Source organism: Microlunatus ginsengisoli (assembly GCF_039537205.1).
Classification (GTDB): domain Bacteria; phylum Actinomycetota; class Actinomycetes; order Propionibacteriales; family Propionibacteriaceae; genus Microlunatus; species Microlunatus ginsengisoli.
The window spans coordinates 81,344-103,511 of record NZ_BAABAB010000007.1 but is presented as its reverse complement, the minus strand read 5'-3'; the positions used below and the strand labels follow the sequence as shown (position 1 = coordinate 103,511).

18 protein-coding genes are annotated in these 22,168 nt (G+C 72.5%); 12 read left to right on the top strand and 6 right to left on the bottom strand.

Features of this window, described 5'->3' with window-relative positions; translation table 11 throughout:
- Positions 1–16 precede the first annotated feature (16 nt).
- From ABD747_RS05570 to ligA, 3 genes are all read left to right on the top strand, one after another.
- The gene (locus ABD747_RS05570) at positions 17–1,036 is read left to right on the top strand and encodes a uroporphyrinogen decarboxylase/cobalamine-independent methonine synthase family protein (RefSeq protein ID WP_344802215.1); all 1,020 of its coding nucleotides are present in this window, start codon (positions 17–19) and stop codon (positions 1,034–1,036) included.
- Between the two features lie 189 nt (positions 1,037–1,225).
- Positions 1,226–1,639 (top strand): aromatic ring-opening dioxygenase LigA, encoded by a 414-nt coding sequence (locus ABD747_RS05565; protein ID WP_344802213.1) that lies wholly within the window; start codon positions 1,226–1,228, stop codon positions 1,637–1,639.
- Positions 1,640–1,907: 268 nt separating this feature from the next.
- Entirely contained in the window at positions 1,908–4,034 is a 2,127-nt protein-coding gene (gene ligA, locus ABD747_RS05560) for an NAD-dependent DNA ligase LigA (RefSeq protein WP_344802211.1), read from the top strand.
- 19 nt (positions 4,035–4,053) lie between these two features.
- On the opposite strand, the gene ABD747_RS05555 is transcribed toward ligA, so the two are convergent.
- Positions 4,054–4,482, bottom strand: a complete 429-nt coding sequence (locus tag ABD747_RS05555) for a hypothetical protein (RefSeq protein WP_344802209.1) — start codon at positions 4,480–4,482, stop codon at positions 4,054–4,056.
- An 87-nt stretch (positions 4,483–4,569) separates the two neighbouring features.
- Between ABD747_RS05555 and ABD747_RS05550 the strand changes: the two genes are divergently transcribed.
- Positions 4,570–4,803, top strand: a complete 234-nt coding sequence (locus ABD747_RS05550; protein WP_344802207.1) for a hypothetical protein — start codon at positions 4,570–4,572, stop codon at positions 4,801–4,803.
- Between the two features lie 355 nt (positions 4,804–5,158).
- Here the strand turns inward: ABD747_RS05550 and ABD747_RS05545 are convergent, their stop codons facing one another.
- Together ABD747_RS05545 and ABD747_RS05540 are read right to left on the bottom strand one after the other, a co-directional pair.
- Positions 5,159–5,674, bottom strand: a complete 516-nt coding sequence (locus ABD747_RS05545; RefSeq protein ID WP_344802205.1) for a hypothetical protein — start codon at positions 5,672–5,674, stop codon at positions 5,159–5,161.
- Between the two features lie 63 nt (positions 5,675–5,737).
- Positions 5,738–6,358: an ACT domain-containing protein gene (locus ABD747_RS05540; RefSeq protein WP_344802502.1), complete on the bottom strand. Its 621-nt coding sequence runs from the start codon at positions 6,356–6,358 to the stop codon at positions 5,738–5,740.
- Between the two features lie 117 nt (positions 6,359–6,475).
- Between ABD747_RS05540 and ABD747_RS05535 the strand changes: the two genes are divergently transcribed.
- The 5 genes from ABD747_RS05535 to ABD747_RS05515 all read left to right on the top strand — a co-directional run bounded on the left by ABD747_RS05535 (position 6,476) and on the right by ABD747_RS05515 (position 12,676).
- Positions 6,476–7,684 (top strand): DUF1015 domain-containing protein, encoded by a 1,209-nt coding sequence (locus ABD747_RS05535; protein ID WP_344802203.1) that lies wholly within the window; start codon positions 6,476–6,478, stop codon positions 7,682–7,684.
- A 71-nt stretch (positions 7,685–7,755) separates the two neighbouring features.
- On the top strand, positions 7,756–8,052 hold the full coding sequence (gene gatC / locus ABD747_RS05530) for an Asp-tRNA(Asn)/Glu-tRNA(Gln) amidotransferase subunit GatC (protein ID WP_344802201.1): 297 nt from the start codon (positions 7,756–7,758) through the stop codon (positions 8,050–8,052).
- Positions 8,049–9,611, top strand: coding sequence for an Asp-tRNA(Asn)/Glu-tRNA(Gln) amidotransferase subunit GatA (gene gatA, locus ABD747_RS05525; protein ID WP_344802199.1), 1,563 nt, complete (start codon positions 8,049–8,051; stop codon positions 9,609–9,611). Before gatC ends, gatA begins: the two co-directional genes overlap by 4 nt.
- Positions 9,608–11,101 (top strand): Asp-tRNA(Asn)/Glu-tRNA(Gln) amidotransferase subunit GatB, encoded by a 1,494-nt coding sequence (gatB, locus tag ABD747_RS05520; RefSeq protein WP_344802197.1) that lies wholly within the window; start codon positions 9,608–9,610, stop codon positions 11,099–11,101. The genes gatA and gatB overlap by 4 nt, the downstream gene beginning before the upstream one ends.
- Positions 11,102–11,212: 111 nt before the next feature.
- Positions 11,213–12,676 carry a S1 family peptidase gene (locus tag ABD747_RS05515; RefSeq protein ID WP_344802195.1) on the top strand — a complete coding sequence of 488 codons (1,464 nt, stop codon included), beginning with the start codon at positions 11,213–11,215 and terminating at the stop codon, positions 12,674–12,676.
- Here the strand turns inward: ABD747_RS05515 and ABD747_RS05510 are convergent.
- Complete coding sequence (locus ABD747_RS05510) at positions 12,657–13,859, bottom strand: hypothetical protein (protein WP_344802193.1); 1,203 nt, start codon at positions 13,857–13,859, stop codon at positions 12,657–12,659. The two genes, ABD747_RS05515 and ABD747_RS05510, sit on opposite strands and share 20 nt — an antisense overlap.
- Before the next feature lie 478 nt (positions 13,860–14,337).
- On the opposite strand from ABD747_RS05510, the gene ABD747_RS05505 reads away from it, so the two are divergent.
- Positions 14,338–15,369, top strand: coding sequence for a hypothetical protein (locus tag ABD747_RS05505; RefSeq protein WP_344802191.1), 1,032 nt, complete (start codon positions 14,338–14,340; stop codon positions 15,367–15,369).
- Here the strand turns inward: ABD747_RS05505 and ABD747_RS05500 are convergent.
- The gene (locus tag ABD747_RS05500) at positions 15,275–16,510 is read right to left on the bottom strand and encodes an oxygenase MpaB family protein (RefSeq protein WP_344802189.1); all 1,236 of its coding nucleotides are present in this window, start codon (positions 16,508–16,510) and stop codon (positions 15,275–15,277) included. The genes ABD747_RS05505 and ABD747_RS05500 overlap by 95 nt on opposite strands.
- Positions 16,511–16,643: 133 nt before the next feature.
- On the opposite strand from ABD747_RS05500, the gene ABD747_RS05495 reads away from it, so the two are divergent.
- Positions 16,644–20,354, top strand: coding sequence for a BTAD domain-containing putative transcriptional regulator (locus tag ABD747_RS05495; RefSeq protein WP_344802187.1), 3,711 nt, complete (start codon positions 16,644–16,646; stop codon positions 20,352–20,354).
- Positions 20,344–21,090 carry a hypothetical protein gene (locus tag ABD747_RS05490; RefSeq protein WP_344802185.1) on the top strand — a complete coding sequence of 249 codons (747 nt, stop codon included), beginning with the start codon at positions 20,344–20,346 and terminating at the stop codon, positions 21,088–21,090. Before ABD747_RS05495 ends, ABD747_RS05490 begins: the two co-directional genes overlap by 11 nt.
- A gap of 41 nt (positions 21,091–21,131) precedes the next feature.
- Here the strand turns inward: ABD747_RS05490 and ABD747_RS05485 are convergent, their stop codons facing one another.
- Positions 21,132–22,046, bottom strand: a complete 915-nt coding sequence (locus tag ABD747_RS05485) for a type IV toxin-antitoxin system AbiEi family antitoxin domain-containing protein (protein WP_344802183.1) — start codon at positions 22,044–22,046, stop codon at positions 21,132–21,134.
- Positions 22,047–22,168: the final 122 nt, after the last annotated feature.

Sequence of the window (22,168 nt, the reverse complement as noted above, 5' to 3'; positions counted from 1 at the left end):
CGATGAGCCGCGCCCGATGAGCGATCCCGCGCCGGTCCGCAGCACCGGCATCGGTTCCTGGCCGGGAACCGACCTGACCGAGGCGGTCAAGATCGCCTTCGCCGAGTGCCCCGACCTGCCCTACCTGCCGGAGCTGCCGCAGCGCGGACCCGCGGCTGGGATGATCGGCCGGGCGACGGCGCTGCTGCACGAGCTGCCGGTGGACCTGCAGCCGGCCGGCTGGCGATTGAGCGACTCCTCCGGCCGCGAGCACCGCCAGGCGCGCGCCGTCCTGCGCTCCGATCTCGATCAACTGGAGGAGCAAGCGCAGGGCTACGCCGGTCCGGTGAAGCTGTCCGTCGGCGGTCCGTGGACGCTGGCCGCGTCGATGGAGCGCCCGCGCGGTGACCGGGTGCTGGCCGACCGCGGGGCCCGGCGCGAGCTCGGCCAGTCGCTGGCCGAGGGGATCGCGCAGCTGGTGCTCGACCTGCGCCGCCGGCTGCCCGAGGTCGAGTGGCTGGTCCAACTCGACGAGCCGCTGCTGCCGGCCGTGCTCGCCGGCGGGGTACGGACCGCGAGCGGGCTGCACCGGCACCGGGCCGTCGACCGGCCCGAGGTGAGCGGGACGTACGGCCAGCTCGTCGAGCGGTTGGAGGCCGCCGGCGCCGCGACGCCCGTGCTGGTGCACTGCTGCGCCGCGGACGTCCCGGTCGAGCTGCTCCGCCGGGCCGGAGTGACCGGGCTGATGCTGGACGTGGACCGCGCCGACTCGCGGACCTGGGACCAGGTGGCCGAGGCGCTCGAGGCCGGGACGTTGATCGGGCTCGGCGCGCTGCGGACCGATCGGGGGCGCGAGCCCGGGCGGCCGAACGCCCGCGGGGTCGCCGACCGGGCGCTCCGGCCGTTGCGCGCGCTGGGCCTCGGACCGGACGTGTCCGGCCGGCTGCTGGTCACCCCGGCCTGCGGGCTGGCCGGGTTCGACCGGGCCGGCGCGATCGACGCCCTGCGGGCGGTCCGGGAGGCCGCCGAGATCGTCTCCGAGGAGCTCGCCCGCTGACCTGCCCACCCGCTCGGGTCCTCGCTCGGCGTTCTGTTCCCGCTTGCGATCGTCTGCGAGACAGGTGACGAGCGCGGAGACATTTGGATAACAGTGTGGAGTCCTGGGCGAGTCGGCCGGAGAACTGCGCCGAATCTCCGTTAGGCACGAGGGGTCCGTTCCGTCACCCCACCCGGAAGGTCCGAGCGCATGCGCAAGGCGGCACCTCTTGTCGGCATCATCTTCGGCGCGATCTTCATCGTCGCCGGCATCCTCGTCTGGATCGTGGTGAGCACCACGCTGTCCAGCCAGAAGATCACCGTCTCCAGCGACGCCCCGTGCAGCGCCGGACGCAACGTCGCCGGCCCGATCAGCGCGTACTGCCAGGCCACCGTGATCGACGAGCACACGATGAAGATCACCGGCGGCAAGACGTACGCCGAGCTGGACAAGGACGACCCCAATCGGGACACGGCGATGACGTCGTCCTTCCTGCAGGCGTCGCTGTTCACCTCGGTGGTCGCCTTCGGCGTCTGCGCGATGGCGATCGCCGTCGGCATCGCTTTCGTCTTCTTCGGCGTCGCCCTCCGCGAGCCCAGGTCGGCGCCCGCGGCCGCGGCGTAACCCAGGCCTGCTCGCCGCCTCGCCGGTCTCGGCCCGGTTCGGATTCCCGCCGCGGCGGGATTCTCGGGCCACCCAGGCCCTGAACTGGCCGCACTTTCCCGCCGCGGCCGGATTCTCGGGCCGCCCAGGCCCTGAACCGGCCGCACTTCCCGCCGCGGCCGGATTGTGCCGAGCCGGCTGAAGCCGGTGAGTGAGCAGCGGGGGAGTGGACGTACGCCGAGCGCGCGAGCCGGACAACACTGTCGGTGGGCGGCGCTAATGTGCGCAGGTGGCCGAGAACACCGATCTGCCGACCGATGACCCCGTCGCCCAGGACGAGCCCGACGCGGCGGCGCGCGAGCAGCATGCGGACCTGAGCGAGCGGATCACCCAGGCGCGCTGGCGCTACTACGTGCTGGACGCGCCGACCCTGTCCGATGCGGAGTTCGACGGCGCGATGCGCGAGCTCGAGCAGCTCGAGGACCGGTTCCCCACGTTGCGGACGCCCGACTCGCCGACTCAGCAGGTCGGCGGGGCGCCGTCGACGACGTTCGAGCCGGTCGAGCACCTGGTCAAGATGATGAGCCTGGACAACGCGTTCAGCGACGAGGAGCTGGACCGCTGGGCGGCCCGGGCGGCGCGCGAGCTGGGCGAGGCACGGATCGAGCAGTCGGGCTATCTGTGTGAGCTGAAGGTGGACGGGCTGGCCCTGGACCTGGTGTACGAGGGGGGTCGGCTGGTCCGGGCGGCGACCCGGGGCGACGGGCGGACCGGCGAGGACGTCACGGCGAACGTGCGGACCATCGCGGTGATCCCGGAGCGCCTGAGCGTCGACGATCCGCCGGCGCTGCTGGAGGTCCGCGGCGAGGTGTTCTTCGCCGTCCAGGACTTCGCGGCACTGAACGAGCACCTGGTCGCCGACGGCAAGGCGCCGTTCGCCAACCCGCGCAACGCCGCCGCCGGCTCGCTGCGGCAGAAGGATCCCAAGGTGACCGCGAGCCGGCGGCTGGGCTTCGTGCTGCACGGGATCGGCGCCGCCGAGGGATTCGCGCCGGCCCGGCAGAGCGAGGCGTACGAGGTGCTGCGCGCGATGGGGCTGCCGACCAGCACCCGTTACAAGGTCGCCGCGACGATGGCCGAGGTGCGCGACTACATCGCCTACTACGGCGAGCACCGGCACTCGGTCGAGCACGAGATCGACGGCGTGGTGATCAAGCTGGACGAGCGCGCCGTACAGGACCAGCTCGGCTCGACCACCCGGGCGCCGCGCTGGGCGATCGCGTTCAAGTACCCGCCGGAGGAGGTCAACACCAAGCTGCTCGACATCCGGGTGAACGTGGGCCGGACCGGCCGCGTGACGCCGTACGGGGTGATGGAGCCCGTGCTCGTCTCCGGTTCGACGGTCGGCATGGCCACGCTGCACAACGCGAGCGAGGTGAAGCGCAAGGGCGTGCTGATCGGGGACACCGTCGTGCTGCGCAAGGCCGGCGACGTGATCCCCGAGATCGTCGGGCCGGTGGTGGCGCTCCGCGACGGCTCCGAGCGTGAGTTCGAGATGCCGACCCACTGCCCGGAGTGCGGCACCGAGCTGAAGCCGGAGAAGGAGGGCGACGCCGACATCCGCTGCCCCAACACGCGCTCGTGCCCGGCGCAGCTGCGAGAGCGCCTGTTCCACCTGGCCGGGCGATCGGCGCTGGACATCGAGGTGCTCGGCTATCGCAGCGCGCAGGCGCTGCTGGACGCCGGGCTGATCACCGATGAGGGCGACCTGTTCTCCCTGACCGAGGAGAAGCTGACCGCTGTCCCGTTCTTCACCACCAAGGACGGCCGGCTGTCGGCCAACGGCAGCAAGCTGCTGGCCAACCTGGAACAAGCGAAGACCAAGCCGCTCGACCGCTACCTGATCGCCTTGTCGATTCGCCACGTCGGGCCCGGAGTCGCGCCCGACCTGGCCGCCGCGTTCGGTGACATCGATGCGATCGCGACCGCGACGGCGGAGCAGCTGGCCGAGGTCGAGGGCCTCGGGCCGACCCTGGTCCAGGCGATCCTCGACTGGTTCGCCGAGCCGTGGCACCGCGAGATCGTGGCCAAGTGGCAGGCCGCCGGCGCCGCCATGCGGGACGAGCCCAAGGAGCAGCGCGCACAGACCCTGTCCGGGCTGTCGGTGGTGGTGACCGGCTCCCTCGACGGCTTCACCCGCGACAGCGCGGCCGAGGCCATCACCGTCCGTGGGGGCAAGGTCTCCGGTTCGGTGTCGAAGAAGACCTCCTTCGTCGTCGTCGGCGAGGCACCCGGATCCAAGTTCGACAAGGCCGTTCAGCTGGAGGTCCCGGTGCTGCACGGTGCCGACGCGTTCCAGCTTCTGCTGGACGACGGGCCGGAGGCCGCCGCCGCCATCGCCACCCGGGGCGGCTAGTGGTGGATGCTGGGGCTGCTCAGGTGCCGACGCCGAGCGCGGCGAGCAGCACCAGGATCAAGGTGGCCGATGCCAGCACGCCGTGCAGCACGACCGGCGGCCGGCTGATGTGCTGCTCGGCGAGATCCGGCCTCGAGGCGCCAGGGTCGGCCATGGCCGCACGACCGTCGACCCGCCACCGGTTGACCAGCAGGCCGCCGAGCAGAGCCACCAGGACCAGGTCGGCGAACGCGATCCAGGCAAGCAAGGTCAGGCCGGTGGCCAGGTGGAGGATCCAGACGATCAGGCCGGCGACGGCCAGCCCCAGATGGGTGAATACGCGAGCCGGCGGAAAGTGGGACGAGTCGCGAGTCAGCCCGCCGTTTCCGAGCCACAACCTGACCATGTACGAACCGACGCCCACCGTGATCAGCCAGACGACCAGCGCGGCGATCGCCACCGGGATCATCTCCCTTCTCTGCGAGCGATACTTCGAGGTTAAGTCCGCTTCGCGCACCGCTCAAGCCGACTTCGCGTTCGCCACTACAGTTGGCGCGTGCCGAAGATCTTCTCCAATCTCAACCTGAACGGGTCGACCCCGCCGCGGGTCCAGCCGAACGTGGGCGAGTGGGGACCGGTCAAGGTGCCGAGCACCAAGGCGAAGAAGCGGATGCGGATCTGGGCCAGCCTTGCCCTGTTCGGCGCGATGCTCGCGATCTTCCTCGTGGGCTGGTACGTGTACTTCGTGATGACCGGCTCCTGGGGCTTCGGCATCGGCGGCGAGAAGTAGTCGCCACCTCGAGCCCTTCAGCCCGGGTCGCCGCCACCCTGACCCCTCCGCCCGGACCCCCTGCGGCGCCGCGACCCCCGCTGGCTGCGCGGTCATCAGCACCGCGGCCGACCATCTTCGCTCGGCTTCGACCCAGTTCGCGCGTCTAGCTTCACGCGCGGAGTTGGTGGAACGCGCGCGAAGATGCATCGGGGTGGGCGAGAAGCGACGCGCGGGGCGGGCGGGCGGGAGGCCAGCGAGGCGAGCAGGTGGGCGAGAAGCGACGCGCGGGGCGGGCGGGCGGAAGGCCAGAGGGGCGCGGGGCGAGCGCGGCGACAGGCGGGCCGGGGCGGGCGGCCGCCAGGCGGCGCGCAGGTCAGTGGAAGAGGCCGGAGAGGTTGAGCGAGCCCTCGGCGATCAGGACGAACCGGGTGGCCCGGCCGATCAGCACCATCAGCCCGAACCAGTGCGCCTTCATCGTGGTGGCGCCGGCCAGCAGGGCGACGGCGTACAGCGGCGGGATGCCGAAGATCGCGGCGACCAGCACGATCGGCAGTCCCCAGCGCTTCGTACCGACCAGGGCCAGCAGCCAGGCGACCGCGGCATCGAACCGCTGCCGGGCCCGCCCCTTGGGCTTGGACCGGGCGCGGGCCCGGCGGTGCCGGACGAACCGCGACTCCCGGCCCGCCCGCACGCTGTAGAACAAGGCGAGCTTGCCCACCGTCTGCCCGAGCGCCAGCCCGATCGCGATCGGCAGCGCGCCGATCGTCGCCGACACCTGGGACAAGACGACGTACGCCTCGGCGTTGACGACCGGGAAGATGGCGGAGGCGACGCCGTACCCGATCGAGGTGAGGAACGCGACCAGATCGGGCCAGCCGGTCCCGCTCAAGCCCCGTCACCCATGACCGGAACCTATCCCACCGCCCGACGCCGAGGGCTCAGCCGAACTGGGTCACTTGACCAGGGCCGCCAGGTGATGCAGCCGGGCGATCTCGGAGTCCATGAACGCCGGTCCGCCGAGCCGGCCGATGACGATGGCGCGGTCACGGGTCACCGGCGTCACCACTACCGTCGACTCGCCCCAGCCCGGGAGCCAGCCGTGCTCCAGATCGGCGCGATGGGTGTGGTCGAACGGCTCCAGCCGCCGCACCAGGGTGTCGCTCAGGTCGGGGGCCAGCGTGGTCGAGCGAGCGAGCTGGGGCGTCTCGCCGGCGAGGTCGAGCAGTGCCGCCCAGTGCGACCGGAATACCACCGGGCAGAGCCCGACCAGGGTCTCCGCGGCCTGTGCCGGGTCGGCGGTCATCCGCTCCAGCGCCTCGAGGTCGGACTGCAGGCCGCCGCCCTCGGGATAGCGCGAGATCCATTGGACCTTCACGCCGTCGAGGGCGTTGCAGGCCGTCACCAGCATCTCCGGCAGCTGGTCGTGCGGCAGATCGACGATGAAATCGTCGACGACCTCCCCGTCACCCTTGTCGACGATCTCCACCGCGTTGATGTCCGCGCCGACGCCGCCGAGGGCCGTCGCGACTCTGCCGAGCGAGCCGGGACGGTCCGGGAGCAGGACACGCATCAAGAACACGGCCACCATCTTCGCTTACGCGGCATTACCGTCGTGTTGCGGGGACATCACGCGGGTCCCGCAGGGTGACCCAGGTCGGTCCGAGGGCACGCGAGATGGAAGCCTTGTCCGGTGCCTCGATTCGAGCCTTTCCGCGCCCTGCGCTATGCGACCGATGGTCCGTCCGGCTCCGACCTCGCGCGGGTGATCGCACCGCCGTACGACGTCTTGTCCGACGCCGACGTGGACGCGCTGCAGCAGCGCTCGGCCGAGAACATCACCGTGGTCGACGTGCCACGCGGCGGGGAGGACCGCTATGACCGGGCGGCGGACACGCTGGCCGAGTGGATCGCGCGTGGCGTACTGATCCGCGACCCGGAACCGAGCTTCACCGTCTATCGGCTGCGGTTCACCGACGATCTGGGCCGGGCGCGGGAGGTCGTCGGGGTGCTCGGCGGGCTGGAGGTGGTCGATGCGGGTGCCGCCTCGGGTCCGGAAGGAACCCGCGTGCTGCCGCACGAACGGACCACCCCGAAGGCGTCGACCGACCGGCTGGACCTCACCCGGGCGACCGGCGCCAACCTGTCGCCGGTGTGGGGGCTGTCGCTGGCCCACGGGCTGACCGAGTTGCTCCGCAGGCCCGGGGAGCCGCTCGGCGAAGTGACCGAAGACGGTGTCACGCACGTGGTCGAGCGGGTCACCGACCCCGACCGGATCGCCGCGATCCAGGCGGTGCTGGCCGCCGACGACGTCCTGATCGCCGACGGTCACCACCGCTACGGCGTGGCCCGGATCTACCGCGACGAGGTGCGCACGGGGTCCGGCCGGACCGACTCGCCGGCCGAGCAGACCCTGACCTTCGTCAACGAGCTGGTCGCCGACCAGCTGAGCATCGCCGCCATCCACCGGCTCTACACCGGCGTCGACGTCGCCACGCTCACCGCCGCGCTGGGCGCCCGGTTCGACCTCGTCCCCGCACCCGCGCCCACGCCGGCGGTGCTGCGGGCGATGGAGCAGGACGGCTACCTGGTCCTGCACACCGGGGCCGCCACCTGGACGCTGAGCCCCAGTCCGGGCGCGTTCGACGACGTACGCGCGTTGGACGGTGCCTGGCTGGAGGCCGCGCTGGCCGACACTCCCGCCGAGGTGACCTACCAGCACGGGCTGGAGGAGGTGCTGGCCGCGGTGGCCGAGGGTCGCGCGGTGGCCGCCGTGCTGATCCGCCCGGTCGGCATCGCCGAGATCGAGCGGACCGCCCGGGAGGGCCTGCTGATGCCGCCCAAGTCCACCTTCTTCACCCCGAAGCTGAAGACCGGACTGGTGATCCGCGAGCTCACCTAGCCCCGACTTGTGGGTGGGGCCTCCTAGGATGACCTCGCCTGAAACCGAACCGCGAAGGAGTGCACCCGATCGTGGCGCTCACCCCTGACGACATCGCCGACCTGGCCAAGCTGGCCCGGATCGAGCTGACCGACGACGAGCTGGCGCACCTGGCGCCGCAGCTCGACGTCATCCTCGAGTCGGTGATGAAGGTGGCCGACGTCGCCGCCGAGGACATCCCGCCGACCTCCCACGCGTTGCCGCTGACCAACGTGTTCCGCGAGGACGTGGTGTGCCCGTCGCTCCCGCTCGCCGACGTACTGGCCGGCGCCCCCGCCACGGAGCAGGACCGGTTCCGGGTGCCACGGATTCTGGAGGAGGAGGCGTGAGCACGCTGATCAGGCGCACCGCTGCCGAGCTGGCCGCGGCGATCGCCTCCGGCGAGACCAGCTCGGTCGTGGCGACCCAGGCCTGTCTGGACCGGATCGCGGCCGTTGACGAGACGATCAACGCCTTCCTGTACGTCGACACCGACCGCGCGCTGGCCCGGGCCGCCGCGGTGGACGCCAAGATCGCCGCCGGCGAGGCCGTCGGTCCGCTGGCCGGGGTGCCGCTGGCGCTCAAGGACGTATTCACCTACGCCGGGGCGCCGACCACCTGCGGCTCGAAGATCCTGCAGAACTGGATCCCGCCGTACGACGCCACGGTCACCCGCCGGCTGCTGGACGCCGACATCGTCATCCTGGGCAAGACCAACATGGACGAGTTCGCGATGGGGTCCTCGACCGAGAACTCCGCGTACGGCCCCACCCGCAACCCGTGGGACACCGACCGGATCCCGGGCGGCTCCGGCGGTGGCAGCGCGGCGGCGCTGGCCGCGTTCGAGGCGCCGCTGGCGATCGGCTCCGACACCGGCGGCTCGATCCGGCAGCCGGCAGCGGTGACCGGCACGGTCGGGGTGAAGCCGACGTACGGCGGGACGTCCCGCTACGGCCTGGTGGCGATGGCCTCCAGCCTGGACCAGCCCGGCCCGTGCGCCCGGACCGTGCTCGACGCGGCGCTGCTGCACGAGGTGATCGCCGGCCACGACCCCTGCGACTCGACCTCGATCGACGCGCCCGTGCCCCCGGTCGTCGATGCCGCCCGGTCCGGAGACGTCTCCGGCCTGCGGGTGGGCATCGTCAAGGAGTTCGCCGGCGACGGCTATGCCCCGGGGGTGGAGCAGCGGTTCGGCGAGGCGGTCGAGCTGCTCGCAAGCCTGGGTGCGGAGATCGTCGAGGTGTCCTGCCCGCACTTCGTCTACGCCTTGCCGGCCTACTACCTGATCATGCCCAGCGAGGTGTCGTCCAACCTGGCGAAGTTCGACGCGATGCGGTTCGGGCTGCGGGTCGGCGACGACGGCAGCCACAGCGCCGAGGAGGTGATGGCGCTGACCCGCGAGGCCGGCTTCGGGGCCGAGGTGAAGCGCCGGATCATCATCGGCACGTACGCGCTGTCCAGCGGCTACTACGACGCCTACTACGGCCAGGCCCAGAAGGTGCGGACCCTGATCAGCCGGGACTTCGACGCGGCGTTCTCCTCGGTGGACGTGCTGGTCTCGCCGTCCACGCCGGTGACCGCGTTCGGCATCGGGGAGAAGGTGGACGACCCGTTGGCGATGTACATGAACGACCTGTGCACCATCCCGTCCAACCTGGCCGGCAATGCCAGCGCCTCGTTCCCGATCGGGCTGGCACCGGAGGACGGGTTGCCGGTCGGGCTGCAGGTGATGGCCCCCGTGCTCGCCGACGATCGGCTGTACCGGGTCGGTGCCGCGCTGGAGCGTGAGCTGGTCTCGGCCTGGGGCGGCCCGCTGAGTTCGATGTGCCCTGAGCTCGTCGAAGGGCGCAGTGAGCAGCCGAGTGCCCTTCGACAGGCTCAGGGCACGGATCTCGGAGGTGCACGATGAGCGCGCCGGTGGTTCCGTACGAGGACGCGATCGCGAACTTCGACCCGGTGCTGGGGCTGGAGGTGCACGTCGAGCTGAACACGGCGTCGAAGATGTTCTGCGGCTGCTCGACCGCATTCGGGGCCGCACCGAACACCCAGACCTGCCCGGTGTGCCTCGGCCTGCCGGGCTCGATGCCGGTGGTGAACGCGAAGGCGATCGAGTCCGCCATCCGGATCGGGCTGGCGCTGAACTGTTCGATCGCCGACTGGTGCCGGTTCGCCCGGAAGAACTACTTCTACCCGGACATGCCGAAGAACTACCAGATCAGCCAGTACGACGAGCCGATCGCGTACGACGGCTGGACCGAGATCGTCGTGGACGGACAGACGTACCGGATCGGGATCGAGCGGGCGCACATGGAGGAGGACACCGGCAAGTCGCTGCACGTCGGCGGCGCCACCGGCCGGATCCACGGCGCCGACCACTCGCTGCTGGACTACAACCGGTCCGGCGTGCCGCTGATCGAGATCGTCACCAAGCCGATCGAGGGCACGGCTGAGAAGGCGCCGGAGGTCGCCCGGGCGTACGTCGCGATGCTGCGGGATCTGCTCAGAGCGCTGGGCGTCTCGGACGTCCGGATGGAGCAGGGCTCGCTGCGCTGCGATGCGAACGTGTCGCTGCGGCCGACGCCGACCTCCCCGCTCGGCACCCGGACCGAGACCAAGAACGTGAACTCGCTGCGCAGCGTGGAGCGGGCGATCCGGTACGAGATCACCCGGCAGGCCGCTCGGCTGCAGTCCGGCGAGCGGATCAAGCAGGAGACCCGGCACTGGCACGAGGACACCGGCGAGACCACGCCGGGGCGCAGCAAGGAGCAGGCCGAGGACTACCGCTACTTTCCCGAGCCGGACCTGGTGCCGGTGGCGCCGAGCCGGGAGTGGGTCGAGCAGCTGCGGGCGACGTTGCCGGAGCCGCCCGCCGAGCGGCTGCAGCGGTTGAGCGCGGACTGGGGCTTCACCGACCTGGAGCTCCGCGACGTGGTCAGCGCCGGAGCGGTGGACGTGATCGAGCAGACCGTGGCCGCCGGCGCGAGCGCGCAGAGCGCCCGGAAGTGGTGGTTGTCGGAGGTCGCCCGGCGGGCCAACGAGGCCGGTGTCGAGCTGGCCGAGGTCGGCATCTCGCCCGCCCAGGTCGCCGAGATCCAGGCGCTGGTGGAGCAGGGCACGATCAACGACAAGCTGGCCCGGCAGGTGTTCGACGGTGTGATCGCCGGCGAGGGCACACCTGCGGAGGTGGTCGAGGCCCGCGGCCTGGCGGTGGTCTCCGACGAGGGCGCGCTGGGCGAGGCCGTGGACGCGGCGATCGCCGCGAACCCCGACGTCGCCGACAAGATCAGGGCCGGCAAGGTGCAGGCGGCCGGAGCGCTGATCGGTGCGGTGATGAAACAGATGCGCGGTCAGGCCGACGCCGCCCGGGTCCGGGAGCTGATCTTGGCCAAGCTCGGCTGACAGTGACGCACCCCCGGACTACGTGGGGCCGCGGCGCGGGCCGGGGCACGGAGTCGGGAGTTGGGAGCGAGATGCTGCGGCGGGGACACGGTTCTCACTAGGGTGACTCTCGTGCGCAGCCCGAACGCCTTGTCCGTCGCCCTGGCCTCGGTGACCGCGGCGGCGCTGATCGCCGCGGCGGCGATCGGCTTCAACCTCTGGCGCGGCGGCTGGTGGCCGTTCACGGTCGAGGTCGCCTCGCCACTGGTGCCTGCACCGCAGCTGGACAACGAGCAGGCCGAACGCTATTCGGGTGTCGCCCAGATCCGTGAGGACTCGGCCTGCACCGGGTGGCTGCTCGACACCCAGGCCGACGGACCGGCGTACCTGATCACCAACGGTCACTGCACCCAAGCCCGCAACCTGTTGCCGACAGAGGTCGGTCTGGACCTGCCCGCGGAGAGTGCGGTCACCTTCGGCCGCGGTGGGCGCGCGTCCTCGTTGACGGTGAAGGCGAAGCGGGTGGTCTACAGCTCGATGAACGGCACCGACGTATCGGTGGTCGAGCTGAACGCCAGCCTGCCCCGGCTGCGCAACAACGGAATCGAGGCGTACCGCCCGGCGCCCCAGCTGCCGTCCGGCCGGCTGGTCGACAACGTCGGTGTCCCGGTGCAGGGCGTGCCCGCCGGACAGATCGCACCACGGATCGGGCAGTGCGTGACCGGCGAGCCGGTCGGCGTGATCGAGCTCGGCTGGTTCTTCGACGGCGCCCAGGCGGTGGACTGCCCCGGCATCCTGGGCGGCAGCTCGGGCTCGCCGCTGTTCGACCGGACCGACCGGGTGGTCGGCATGATCACCACCACCACGGCCGGCGCCACCGCCGCCGGCGGCGAGTGCTGGCTGAACAAGCCGTGCGAACGGACGGAGTCCGGCGCCCGGGTGGTGCCCGACACCAGCTACGCGGTCGGCGTCCAGGAGCTGACCGGCTGCTTCCCCGACGGGCGGTTCGCGCTCGCCGACGGCTGCTCCCTGCCCCGGCCGGGCCTGGTCGCCTCGGCCGTGCTGGCCAGTGTGAACGCCGGCACCGACACGATCAGCGCCGAGCTGACCGCGCCTCGGCCGACCTCGGTCTGGACCGGGGTCGCGCCGCTGACCGACGCCGACGCCTGCGCGGACCCGGCGACGTACGAGCGCACGGTCGCGGCGGGGCAGCGCAAGACCGTGATCCAGACCGACCTGCCGACCGCGGAGGGGTTCTACGTCTGGTGCCTGCAGGATGTCGCAGCGCCCGATCAGCCGGCCAGGGTCGTCCTGCAGCGCGACCTGACCCCGCCGGCGCGGACGCCGCGGCTGTCGGTCGAGCAGGGCAAGGAGGGCGTCCGGGTGCAACCGGTGTTCTCCCCGCCCGAGCTGTCCGACTTCCGGATCAAGTACGGGCCCGCGGCCAGCACGGACTGCGCCGACACCGCCGGGTATGTGGCGTTCCGGCGGGTGCCGGCGTTCATCCCGGCCGACGCGCTGCCGGTCCGGTTCTGCTACGTCGGGGCCGACCTCGCCGGCAACGAGACCCCGGTGTTCAGCCGCGACCTGAGTTGATCAGCCAGCCCGGCCGCGGATGGCGCAGGCCGTACGCCGTCACGGCGATCTCGTCGCCCGCCCGCACCATGATCGGGTAGCCGTGGGCGCGCAGGCCGATCACGTCCACGGCGAGCCGGCCCACCTGGCCATGGCTGAACGGCCTGAGCAGGAGCCGGCTCGGCGCGACCGGAAGCGACGGAACGCCGCGGACCATAGCCCGGCGCGGTGCGTAGAAGTTCAGTGACACGGGCCAGGGGACGACCGCGAGGTCGAGGCCCGCGTCGGTGTCGGCGGCTTGCAGCCGGATCGTGCTGCCGTCGCTCACGAGCACGCCGCGCACGACCGGCCCGCCGTCGCGGACCAGCCGGTGCCGGCGCCCGAGGCAGACCGCAATCGCCGCCGTCGCCGAACCGCCGCCCATCGCCACGGCGGCGGCGAAGAGCAACAGGACGCTCGGGTCGGACTGCTCGCCGACGACCACGACCCAGTCGGGAGACAGCGGGTCCACCAGCACCGGCACGACCGTGCCGGGATCCCGGTCGCGACCCAGCACCACCGGCACTCGGCGCCCGTCCACCTCCAACTCGGTCTCCCACTCGTCGCTGTCGGCCCAGCCAATCACCGTCGCCGTGGTGTGCACCGCGCGGGCCTCGAACCCCGCCACCTCGTCCACCGCAGAGGGATACAGCGCCACCAGTCCGGCCACCATGGTCGCCGTCACCGCCCCGGTCAGGTACGGCAGCGCCCGGAACCTGCGGGACAGATCGGCCCGGGCCGCGGCGGCGCCCAGCCCGGGGTCGCGGCGGACGGTCCAGCCGGCGGCGATGGCGCGCTGGTGCTGCCGACCGAGCAGGTCCACGGTGCCGAGGGTCAGCAGCACGGCGCCGGCCACCACCCAGAAACCCGGACGGGCGAGCGGCAGACCGGGGACGACGCCGGACACGATGGCCAGCACGCCGGCGCCCCAGACCGTCAGCCGCGGTGCCCAGGCGATGCCGAGCAGGCAGGCCAGCAGACCGCCGGAGGTGACCGCATCGACGGCCGCGAGCCCGCTTCCCGGCGGCAACCGGCACCGGTCGGCGCCGGCGCAGCCCGGCTCGGCGATCGCCTCCGCCACGATGAGCGGGACCAGGATCAGATAGCCGAGCGTGGTGAGCAACCAGCGCGGCAGGCGCCGGCGCCACTCCCGCTCGTCGCCCACGACGGACACCGTACGAGGCGGGCGAGTCGCGCGGTCGGCCGTCCGGCGGGAACGTTGCGCAGTTGTGTCCGGCAGCGTCCAGGCAGCACCCGGCGAGCGGTTCCAGCCATCTCTTAACCGCGCTGCGCGACGCTTTTGCCGTGCCGAACTCGATCGCTGACAGGGACGGGAAGCTCCTGACGACAACCCGGCGCTGTGCCGAGCGCGTCCGGCACGCCCACGGGGGGCTGGTCGTCGACCATGTGGTGGGCGCAGGTCGATGCGTCGAGCGGAGGGGGCTCGACGGTTCGACTTCGGGTGGAGGGGATGCACCGGGTGGGGGACGGGGGAGGTCCGCGCCAGGAACCCGGCGCTGCGCAGTGCTGCGCCGGGTGCGGGAAACGGCGCGGACGGCGGTCGGGTTCCGGGGAGACCCGGCCGCCGGTCCCCGGTGCCCGGAGCAACGGGCGCGGCGATGAGCACCTCTACCATGGCGCCCGTGAGCGCGAGCCCGGTATCGGCGGAGGAGATCGCCGCGATCATCGCTCGGCCCGACCGGATCCAGCGCAACCTCGGGGTGACCGACGTCTACCACCGGCTGGCCGTGGCCCTGGTGGAGCGGACCGGGCGTCCGGACCTGACCTGGTGCGCGTTCGCCACCTGGGCGTCGGCGACGGCCGGGACCATGATCGCGATGCGCGAGGTGCCGGCGCTGTTCCGCGGCCTGCTGACCCGGTCCGACGACTACCAGCGGCACTTCCCGCATGTGCGCCACGTGCTGGACGAGACCGCGATCATCCGGGCGGGCGAGGTCGTGGCGGGCCAGATCAGCGACGCGCTGTCCGACGGCAACACACTCGTGTTCACCGAGCTGGCACCGGCCTTCGTCGCGCTGCTCGCCGACCAGCCGCTGCCGACCGATCCGTCGGCGGGACCGGACCAGCCGCTGCTCGAGCCGTTCGAGCGCTATCGGCGGGCGCTGTCCGACCCGGACCCGCGGCGCTCCGCCCAGGACATCCTGGCCGGCAACGTGCTCGCGGTCTATCACGAGCAGCAGCGGCTGCAGCCCTATATCGCCGCCGCGCTGGACGCGAGCATCCTCGACGTCTTCCACGACCTCACCGAGCACGGCCTGACCGGCCGGCTGGCCCGCGACCTCGCGCCTCATCTCGACCCGCTGCTGCACGCCGTCGACGTGGCCTGGGACAAGGCGCTGACCCGCTACGCCACCACGTTGATGACGCCCGGCCAGATCCTGCGGCTCGGCGAGGACGTGCCGCCGCTGCCGGACGGCAGCCCGTGGCCGGCCGTGCTGGCCGAGCTGACCGACCCCGATCCGGCCTCGGTCATCGCCCGCTTCGACCGGTCCCGCGGCACCCTGCGCGGCTCGGCCGCCGCCGACTGGGCGGTGCTGGAGGACCGGATGAACTACATCGTCAATCTGTTCCGGTCCCGCCAGCAGGACGCGACCCTGCTGCAGCAACCGGAATTGACCATCGATCTGCCAGGTGGTCCGGCAGCGCGAAGGTAGCCCGGTCGCCGCCCCGGTTGATCTCGACGAACCCCTTCACCAGCTGGGTTCCGATCCGGGTCAGGATCGCGCGCAGCAGCCGGTCGTGCTGCTCGGCCATCGACAGCCGGCCCAGCAGCCGGGCCATCGGGCCGAAGAAGATCCGGGTCCAGTCGCCGGGCGGAACGCCGATCAGGTCGGCGGTCTCGTCACCGATCAGGTGCCGCATGGTGGTCTGGGGCATCCCCCGCAGGATCCGCGGGTGCATCTGCTCGCGCGCCATCCCGACCAGCGCGGCGGTCATCTCCCGTCCGGCCTCGCTGCGCGCGTCCTGGCGTCGGCGGATCAACGCGTCCAGGGCGTACGCCTCGTCCAGCCCGAGCGGCAGCACGTCCGGCCGGATGCCGAGGAAGTGGCCGACCAGGCACCAGGCGCGCAGGTACGCCTCCGCGTCCGCCCGGGCGTAGCTCACCCCCGACCGGTCCAGCGCGTCGAAGATCACGGTGGTGAAGGTCAGCAGGGTGCCGAGCAGGTCCTCCTGGTTGATCGGCCTGCCCCACTCGGCGCACCAGCGCCGGGGAACCGACGCATCGCAGCTCTGCGCGACCAGCGGATCGTGGTCGATCAGATAGCGCACCGCCGCGTGCATCAGCCGGACCCGGCGGGTGGTCAGATAGCCGGGCGCACCGACCGCGAGCCCGCCGACCGTCATCGCGTCGACCGTCATCTGGGCGGTCTCGACCACACGGCGGCGCGGGTCGGTGGCCAGCCGGGCGGTCAGGTGCAGCACCTCGACCCCCTTGGCGGCGGCGTACGCCTGGGGCAGCGAGGCCAGCAGCAGGCCCGGCAGGATCTGCATCCCCCAGCGCTCGAAGAACTCCTGCCCGCTCCGGACCTGCGCCGGGTCCGCCCAGTCCGGCCACGGCGGCCGCTCCGCCACAAAAGCGGCGACCGGGTCGTCCGCGTCGCCGCCGGCATCGGGGGCCGGGTCGTCGGGGTGCCGGACCAGCGCGCCGAACAGCTGGCCGGCGGAGCGGGCGGAGTCGGAGAAGTGCGCCTCGACCACGGCGTCGGCCTCCGGGTCGGTCTGAGTGCGGAACTCGTCGAGGGTCGCGTCGTCGAGCACCGGGGACGACCCGGAGGGCCGTGGGGTGGAGGGCATTGCTGGCCGCCTTCGTGGTGGGGGATGAGCGAAGATCGCGGGAACGCTGTCTGGTATTTTTTCGGTTCCGGCCGACGAAGTCGACGCCCCCGCATCGACGAGGCCGGGTGCAGGGGGGAACTCGCAGCAGTTCATGTTCATCCAGGTGCTGGGCCCGATCTCCGCTGATCTGGGTGCGCGGCAGGCGAATCTCGGCGGACCCAAACAGCGGACGGTGTTCGCGCTGCTCGCGCTGCGCGCCAACCGCAGCGTCGGGGTCGAGGACCTGATCAACGAGGTGTGGGAGGACGACCCGCCCGGCCGGCCCCGCAAGACCCTGCAGGTGTACGTCGCGAACCTGCGGCGCGAGCTCGGCGACGGGCCCGCAGGCGCGGGTGGCCAACGGATCAGCAGTGGCGCCTTCGGCTACCGGCTTCGGGTTGCCGACGACGAGTTGGACCTCGCCCGCTACGAGGCGATCGTCGCCCGGGCGAGGGCCCGCGCCGCCGCCGAGCCGATCGCGGCCCTGCGCGACCTCGAGTCCGCGCTCGCCGTCTGGTCCGGTTCGCGAGCCCTCGCCGACCTGAGCGGCAACCCGGCGGTGGCGCGGCTGGTCCGGCCGCTGGAGGAGGCCCGGGCCGACGTGGTCGAGGAGCTGATCGGACTGCAGATCCGGCACGGCGCCGCCGGAGCCGCGGCGGCCGCGCTGCCGGACCTGATCGCCGCCGACCCGTGGCGGGAGCGGTTGTGGGCGCTGCTGATGCAGGCGTACTACGTGACCGGCCGGCAGGTCGACGCGCTCGACACCTATCAACGGGTGCGGAACCTGATGATCGACGAGCTCGGCGTCGAGCCGGGCCCGGAGCTGCGGGATCTGGAGCGGCGGGTGCTCGCGCAGGACCCGAGTCTGTCGGTCCCGACGGCTCCGCTCGACCCGGCCGTGCCGGCCCCCGATGCGGATCAGCTCCATGCGAATCGGCCCGGGGCGGCTCAGCTCGGGGCCGACCGGGCGGCGCCGGACGGCGGCGCGGACGAGCGACGTACGGTCACGTTCGTCAGCTTCGGCCTGACCGACTACGAACGGCTGCTCGACGAGCTGGACCCCGAGGATCTGGCCGACGTCCAGGACGAGTTGCGGGCCCGGGCCGAGGACGTCGTCGCTCAGCACGGCGGTGTGGTCGCGTCCGCCACCGACGAAGGGGTGCTGGCCTACTTCGGCTATCCGAACGCGGCCGAGGATGACCCCCAGCAGGCCGTCCGGGCCGCCCTCACCGCCGCTCACGCCGTTCCCGCGGCCGAGCAGGCCGGCTCCGGGCTGTCCGCCGGGGTGCACACCGGGCTCACCCTCTTCCGCGGCGCGCCGCCACGAGCGACGGGCCAGGCTCCGCGAGTGACCGCACGACTCCAGCGGGCCGCGGCGGCCGGCGAGGTGCTGGTCTCCTCCGACACCGCGGCGCTGATCGCGGCCGACTTCGCCCTGACTCCGGTGGGCCGGGCCGTCGCGCTGCCGAGCGGGTTGAGCGCGGTCGCCGTCGGCGGGGAGCTGGCGTCCGCGGTGGAGGAGCACGAGCGGGTCCGGCTGGTCGGCCGGGACGTCGAGCTCGCCCGGCTGCGCGCGCTCGATGCGGCCGTCGAGCCGGCCGTCGTGGTGGTGCTCGGCGAGGCCGGCATCGGCAAGAGCGCCCTGGCGACCGCCTATCTGGCCGGGCTGGGCGCTGCCCACGCCGGCGCTCTCATCGTGCGCGCGGATCGGCACCGTCGCTCCCAGGCGCTGTATCCGATCGGGCAGCTGCTCGCGGCCCGCTACGGCAGCCGGGCGGAGCTGGAGCTCGACCTGGACCTGCTCGGCGTGCCCCAGCCCGGGCTGGCCGAGACCGCGGCGGTCCTGAGCGATCTGGCCGGCTGGGACCCGGCGCCGGAACAGCAGCCGGTGCTCTCGGTGACGGCACGACGCGCCGCCGTGACGACCTGGCTGGCGGCACTCGGCGACGCGCGCCCGCTGCGGGTCGTGGTCGAGGACCTGCCGTACCTCGACCAGGAGACGGTGGCCGCGCTGGAGGAACTGGTCGACCAGCTCAACCACGGCCTGCTGGTGGTGACCAGCCGCGAGGACGAGCTGCCGCCCCGGCTCGCCGGCGGCGCCCACAGGATCGAGCTCGGCCGGTTGCCCGCCGACGACGCCCGGGCCCTCGTCATCCAGGCCGCCGCCCCGGCCCGGCTGCGGCTCGGCACGGTCAACGGCATCGTCGAGCTGGCCGACGGCCATCCGCTCCACTTGCGTGAGCTGGCCCGGCAGGCGGGCGCCGGCCCGGTCGGGCAGCGGCCCGAGGACGTACCGGCAACGCTGAACGCCTCACTGCTCGCCCGGCTGGACCGGCTCGGCCCGGCCAAGGCACTGGTCCAGCGCTGCGCGGTGATCGGCGACCGGTTCGACGTCGAACTGGCCGCCGTGGTGTGCGAGGGTGTCGACCTCGGCGGCGAGCTGACCGAACAGCTGGACGCGCTGGTCGCCGAAGGGGTGCTGCGCCGTTCCGGGCCGCCGGGCCGGCGCGACTACACCTTCGCCCAGGGGCTGCTGGAGGACGTCGCGTACGCATCGCTGCCGCGGGCGGTACGGACCGAGCTGCATCAGCGGATCGCCGCCCGGTTGGCGGCCGCGGGCGCGCCGGCCGGGGCCCAGCTGGCCGAGCACCTGGAGGCGGCCGGCCAGGTCCCGCAGGCCGCGTTCGGCTGGGTCCAGGCCGCCGACGCGGCGCTGCGGGCGACCAGATTCGCCGAGGCGCAGCAGTACGCCCGGCGCGCCCTGGCCGACATCGCTCAGCTCCCGCCGGGCCCGGAGACCGGACAGCTGCTGGTGATGGCAAAGCTGCTGCTGGCCACCTCGATCAAGATGACCGTGATCTCCGACGACGAGCTGGTCGAGACGGTGCTGAGCGCCTTCGTCCTCGTCGACGCCGCACCGGACCTGGACCTGAAGATCCGGTTCTATCCGCTGCTGATCTCGACCTTGCAGGCGATCGGCCGCTATGCCGAGGCGGTCCAGCGGGGGACCGAGGCAATCGCGTTGGCCGGGCGGGCCGGCAACCCGATCGGGGAGCGCCGGGTCCGGCAGTTCCACGCCGCGACGCTGATCTGGATGGGCCGGCTGGACGAGGCGGACGCGGTCTACGTCCCGACCGACGACGCCGGGTCGGAGGGCACCGAGCTGTCCCTGCTGCTGCGCGCGGCCGAGTTGCTCAGCGACTGCGCGGGGCTCGCGCTCGCCGGGCTGGCCGAGCACACCCGGGCGCGGGCGGACCGGAGTCACGAGCTGTTCGAGCGCGCCCGCGTGCGGGCGCAGTCCTCGAACCTCGCCGACGCGATCTGCCTGGTGTACGCCACCCGCGGGATCGCGCTCCAGCTCGCCGGTGACGCCACCGGGACCCAGCAGGCCGCCGAGGCGACCATCGAGCTCGCGGTCCAGCTCGGCAACGACTGGTGGTTCGTGTGGGCGCAGGCGCTGCTCGGCTGGTCGGTGGCCGCGCAGGGCAATCCCGACGAGGGTCTGGCCATCGTGCTGGAGGCCATCGAGCAGGCCGGCGACATCCGGCAGCTGCTGCCGTACTTCAACGCGCTCGCGGCCGCCGCGGAGGTGCTTGCCGGCCGGCCCGAACCGGCCCTCGCGCGGATCCGGGACGCGATCGCGCTGACGGCGGAGACGGGGGAAGGCTTCTTCCTGCCCTATCTGCACCTGGTCGCCGTCGACGCCCTGGTGGCGAGCGGGGCCGGCGATGACGAGATCGCGCTGCACCGCCGGATCGCGACCGATCTCGCCGCCGAGCAGGGGCAGCGGCTCTTCCTCGATCAGGTGGCCGGTGCGCACTGACCAGGGCGGTCGCCCGGACGGTGCGCGCCCAGCGGGACGGCAGGCCGCGCCGTGCGGCGCCGGACTGCTGCGGGCGGCGGGCACCGCCTCGATCGCGTACGCGGTCGCCTCGCTGGTCGCGGCCACGCTGGAGGCGATCGTGCTCGACTTCTCCATCGTCTCGCCGGCCGACCTCGTCGCCGACGTGACCACGATGCAGGTGCCCTGGGTCGTCGCCCAGGTGATCTTCATCGTGCAACAGCCGCTGTTGACCCTGATCGTGCTCGGCTTCTGGGCCGTCGCCGCCGCGGGACCGCGGGTGTGGCTGATCATCGGCACGGTCCAGCTCGCGTTCTCCGGCCTGCTGTTCGTGTTCAGCGGCATCTTCCACGGGGTGTTCGGCTGGCATGTCTCCGCGCTGCAGCAGCTGGCCGGGGAGGACCGCGCGGACGCCGAACGGCTGGCGGAGATCGTCCATGCGCTGGGCGACACCACGTTCTACATCGCGATCGCCGCGACCGCGACCGCGATGATCGCGTGGCTGCCGGTGATCCGGCGCAGCGCGGCGCTGCCGGCCGGACTGGCCCGGCTCGCGATCGTCGCGGTGGTGTTCCAGCTGGTCGAGTTCGGCTACTTCCTGCTGCCCGGACTGGCACTGACCGCGCCGATCGGGATCGCCTGCCAGACCGCCTGGTACATCTGGTTCGGCCGCACCCTCCGCCGGTTCGCACCCCGTGGAACGGTTCGCCCCTCGTAGAAGGGGCGCGAACCGCTCCACGGGGTGCGAACGCCGAGCGGTCAGGCGGACAGGTCCCTGCCTCGCCGGAAGGCGTCCTGGAGCCGGGCGGCGAGGTCGGTGCCGCGGCGCAGATCCGCCCAGGTCCAGCGGACGACCTGCCAGCCGACCTCGCGGATGCGTTCCTCCCGCCGCTTCTCCGCGAGCAGGACGTCCTGCGCGCTCTGCCCTGGCTTCAGCAGCGCGCCGTACTTGACCTTGCCGTCGAACTCGCCGATGGTGCCGAACTCGGGCCAGCCGAAGTCGCCCCGTCCCACCAGAACCCCGCGAGGATCGCGTACGTCGAGCTGCAGCACCGGCGCCGGCAGACCCCACTGCCAGAATCGCACCCGGCTGAAGGACTCGCCGACGCTCTCGCTGCGGACGTCCGCCAGCTCGCACACGCGGCGGGCCCGGCCGATGCCGTGGCGCCGGGTGCCCGCGTCGACGGCCGCCGCCAGCTCGTGATCGCGCAGCCCGAGCCGAAGCGCCGCGTCGCCGATCGCCACACCCCGTTCAAGGGTGTCGAGGCAGCTCAGGTCGACAACGGTTCTCGCCAGCGAGGTGACCGTGAAGCCGCCGATCCTGGTCGCCTCGTCGGGAGCGATCGGCAGCCCGTGGATCCGCAGGTCACGCCGGAGCTTGCTACCGCCCGAGCGGTCCCGGGTGAGATGGACGAGATCGAGCTGATCGGTCCAGGTGGGCAGTCCGTGCAGCACGGCGGCAGAGACGTGACTCACGATGGCCTCGTCGGACACCTGACGGATCACGGCCGTCAGCCGAGCCTTGTGCGCGGCCACCGGATCTCCGTCCGCGGCAGGCAGGGCGTAGGCCCCACGCCGGAGCCGGCTGAGCTCACCGCTGCGAACGAGCCTGGCCAGCTCTGGCGCGCTATAGCCCCGGTCGCGAAGCTCTCGATGGAGACTGATCTCGGACATGGGCCCAGCCAAATCCGAAAGTCAAGGATCCCGCTCGAATTCGAGAGGTTATCCACAGAATCTGTGGATAAGTTTCTGCCGTGCAATCGGGCCTTGGCTCGATCCCAGGCGCGTTCGCACCC

Coding starts and splice junctions, on each gene's coding strand:
- gatB (WP_344802197.1), top strand. CDS start 9,608: ATGAGCGCGCCGGTGGTTCCGTACGAGGACGCGATCGCGAACTTCGAC.
- ABD747_RS05500 (WP_344802189.1), bottom strand. CDS start 16,510: ATGCCCTCCACCCCACGGCCCTCCGGGTCGTCCCCGGTGCTCGACGAC.
- ABD747_RS05570 (WP_344802215.1), top strand. CDS start 17: ATGAGCGATCCCGCGCCGGTCCGCAGCACCGGCATCGGTTCCTGGCCG.
- ABD747_RS05495 (WP_344802187.1), top strand. CDS start 16,644: ATGTTCATCCAGGTGCTGGGCCCGATCTCCGCTGATCTGGGTGCGCGG.
- ABD747_RS05555 (WP_344802209.1), bottom strand. CDS start 4,482: ATGATCCCGGTGGCGATCGCCGCGCTGGTCGTCTGGCTGATCACGGTG.
- ABD747_RS05565 (WP_344802213.1), top strand. CDS start 1,226: ATGCGCAAGGCGGCACCTCTTGTCGGCATCATCTTCGGCGCGATCTTC.
- ABD747_RS05485 (WP_344802183.1), bottom strand. CDS start 22,046: ATGTCCGAGATCAGTCTCCATCGAGAGCTTCGCGACCGGGGCTATAGC.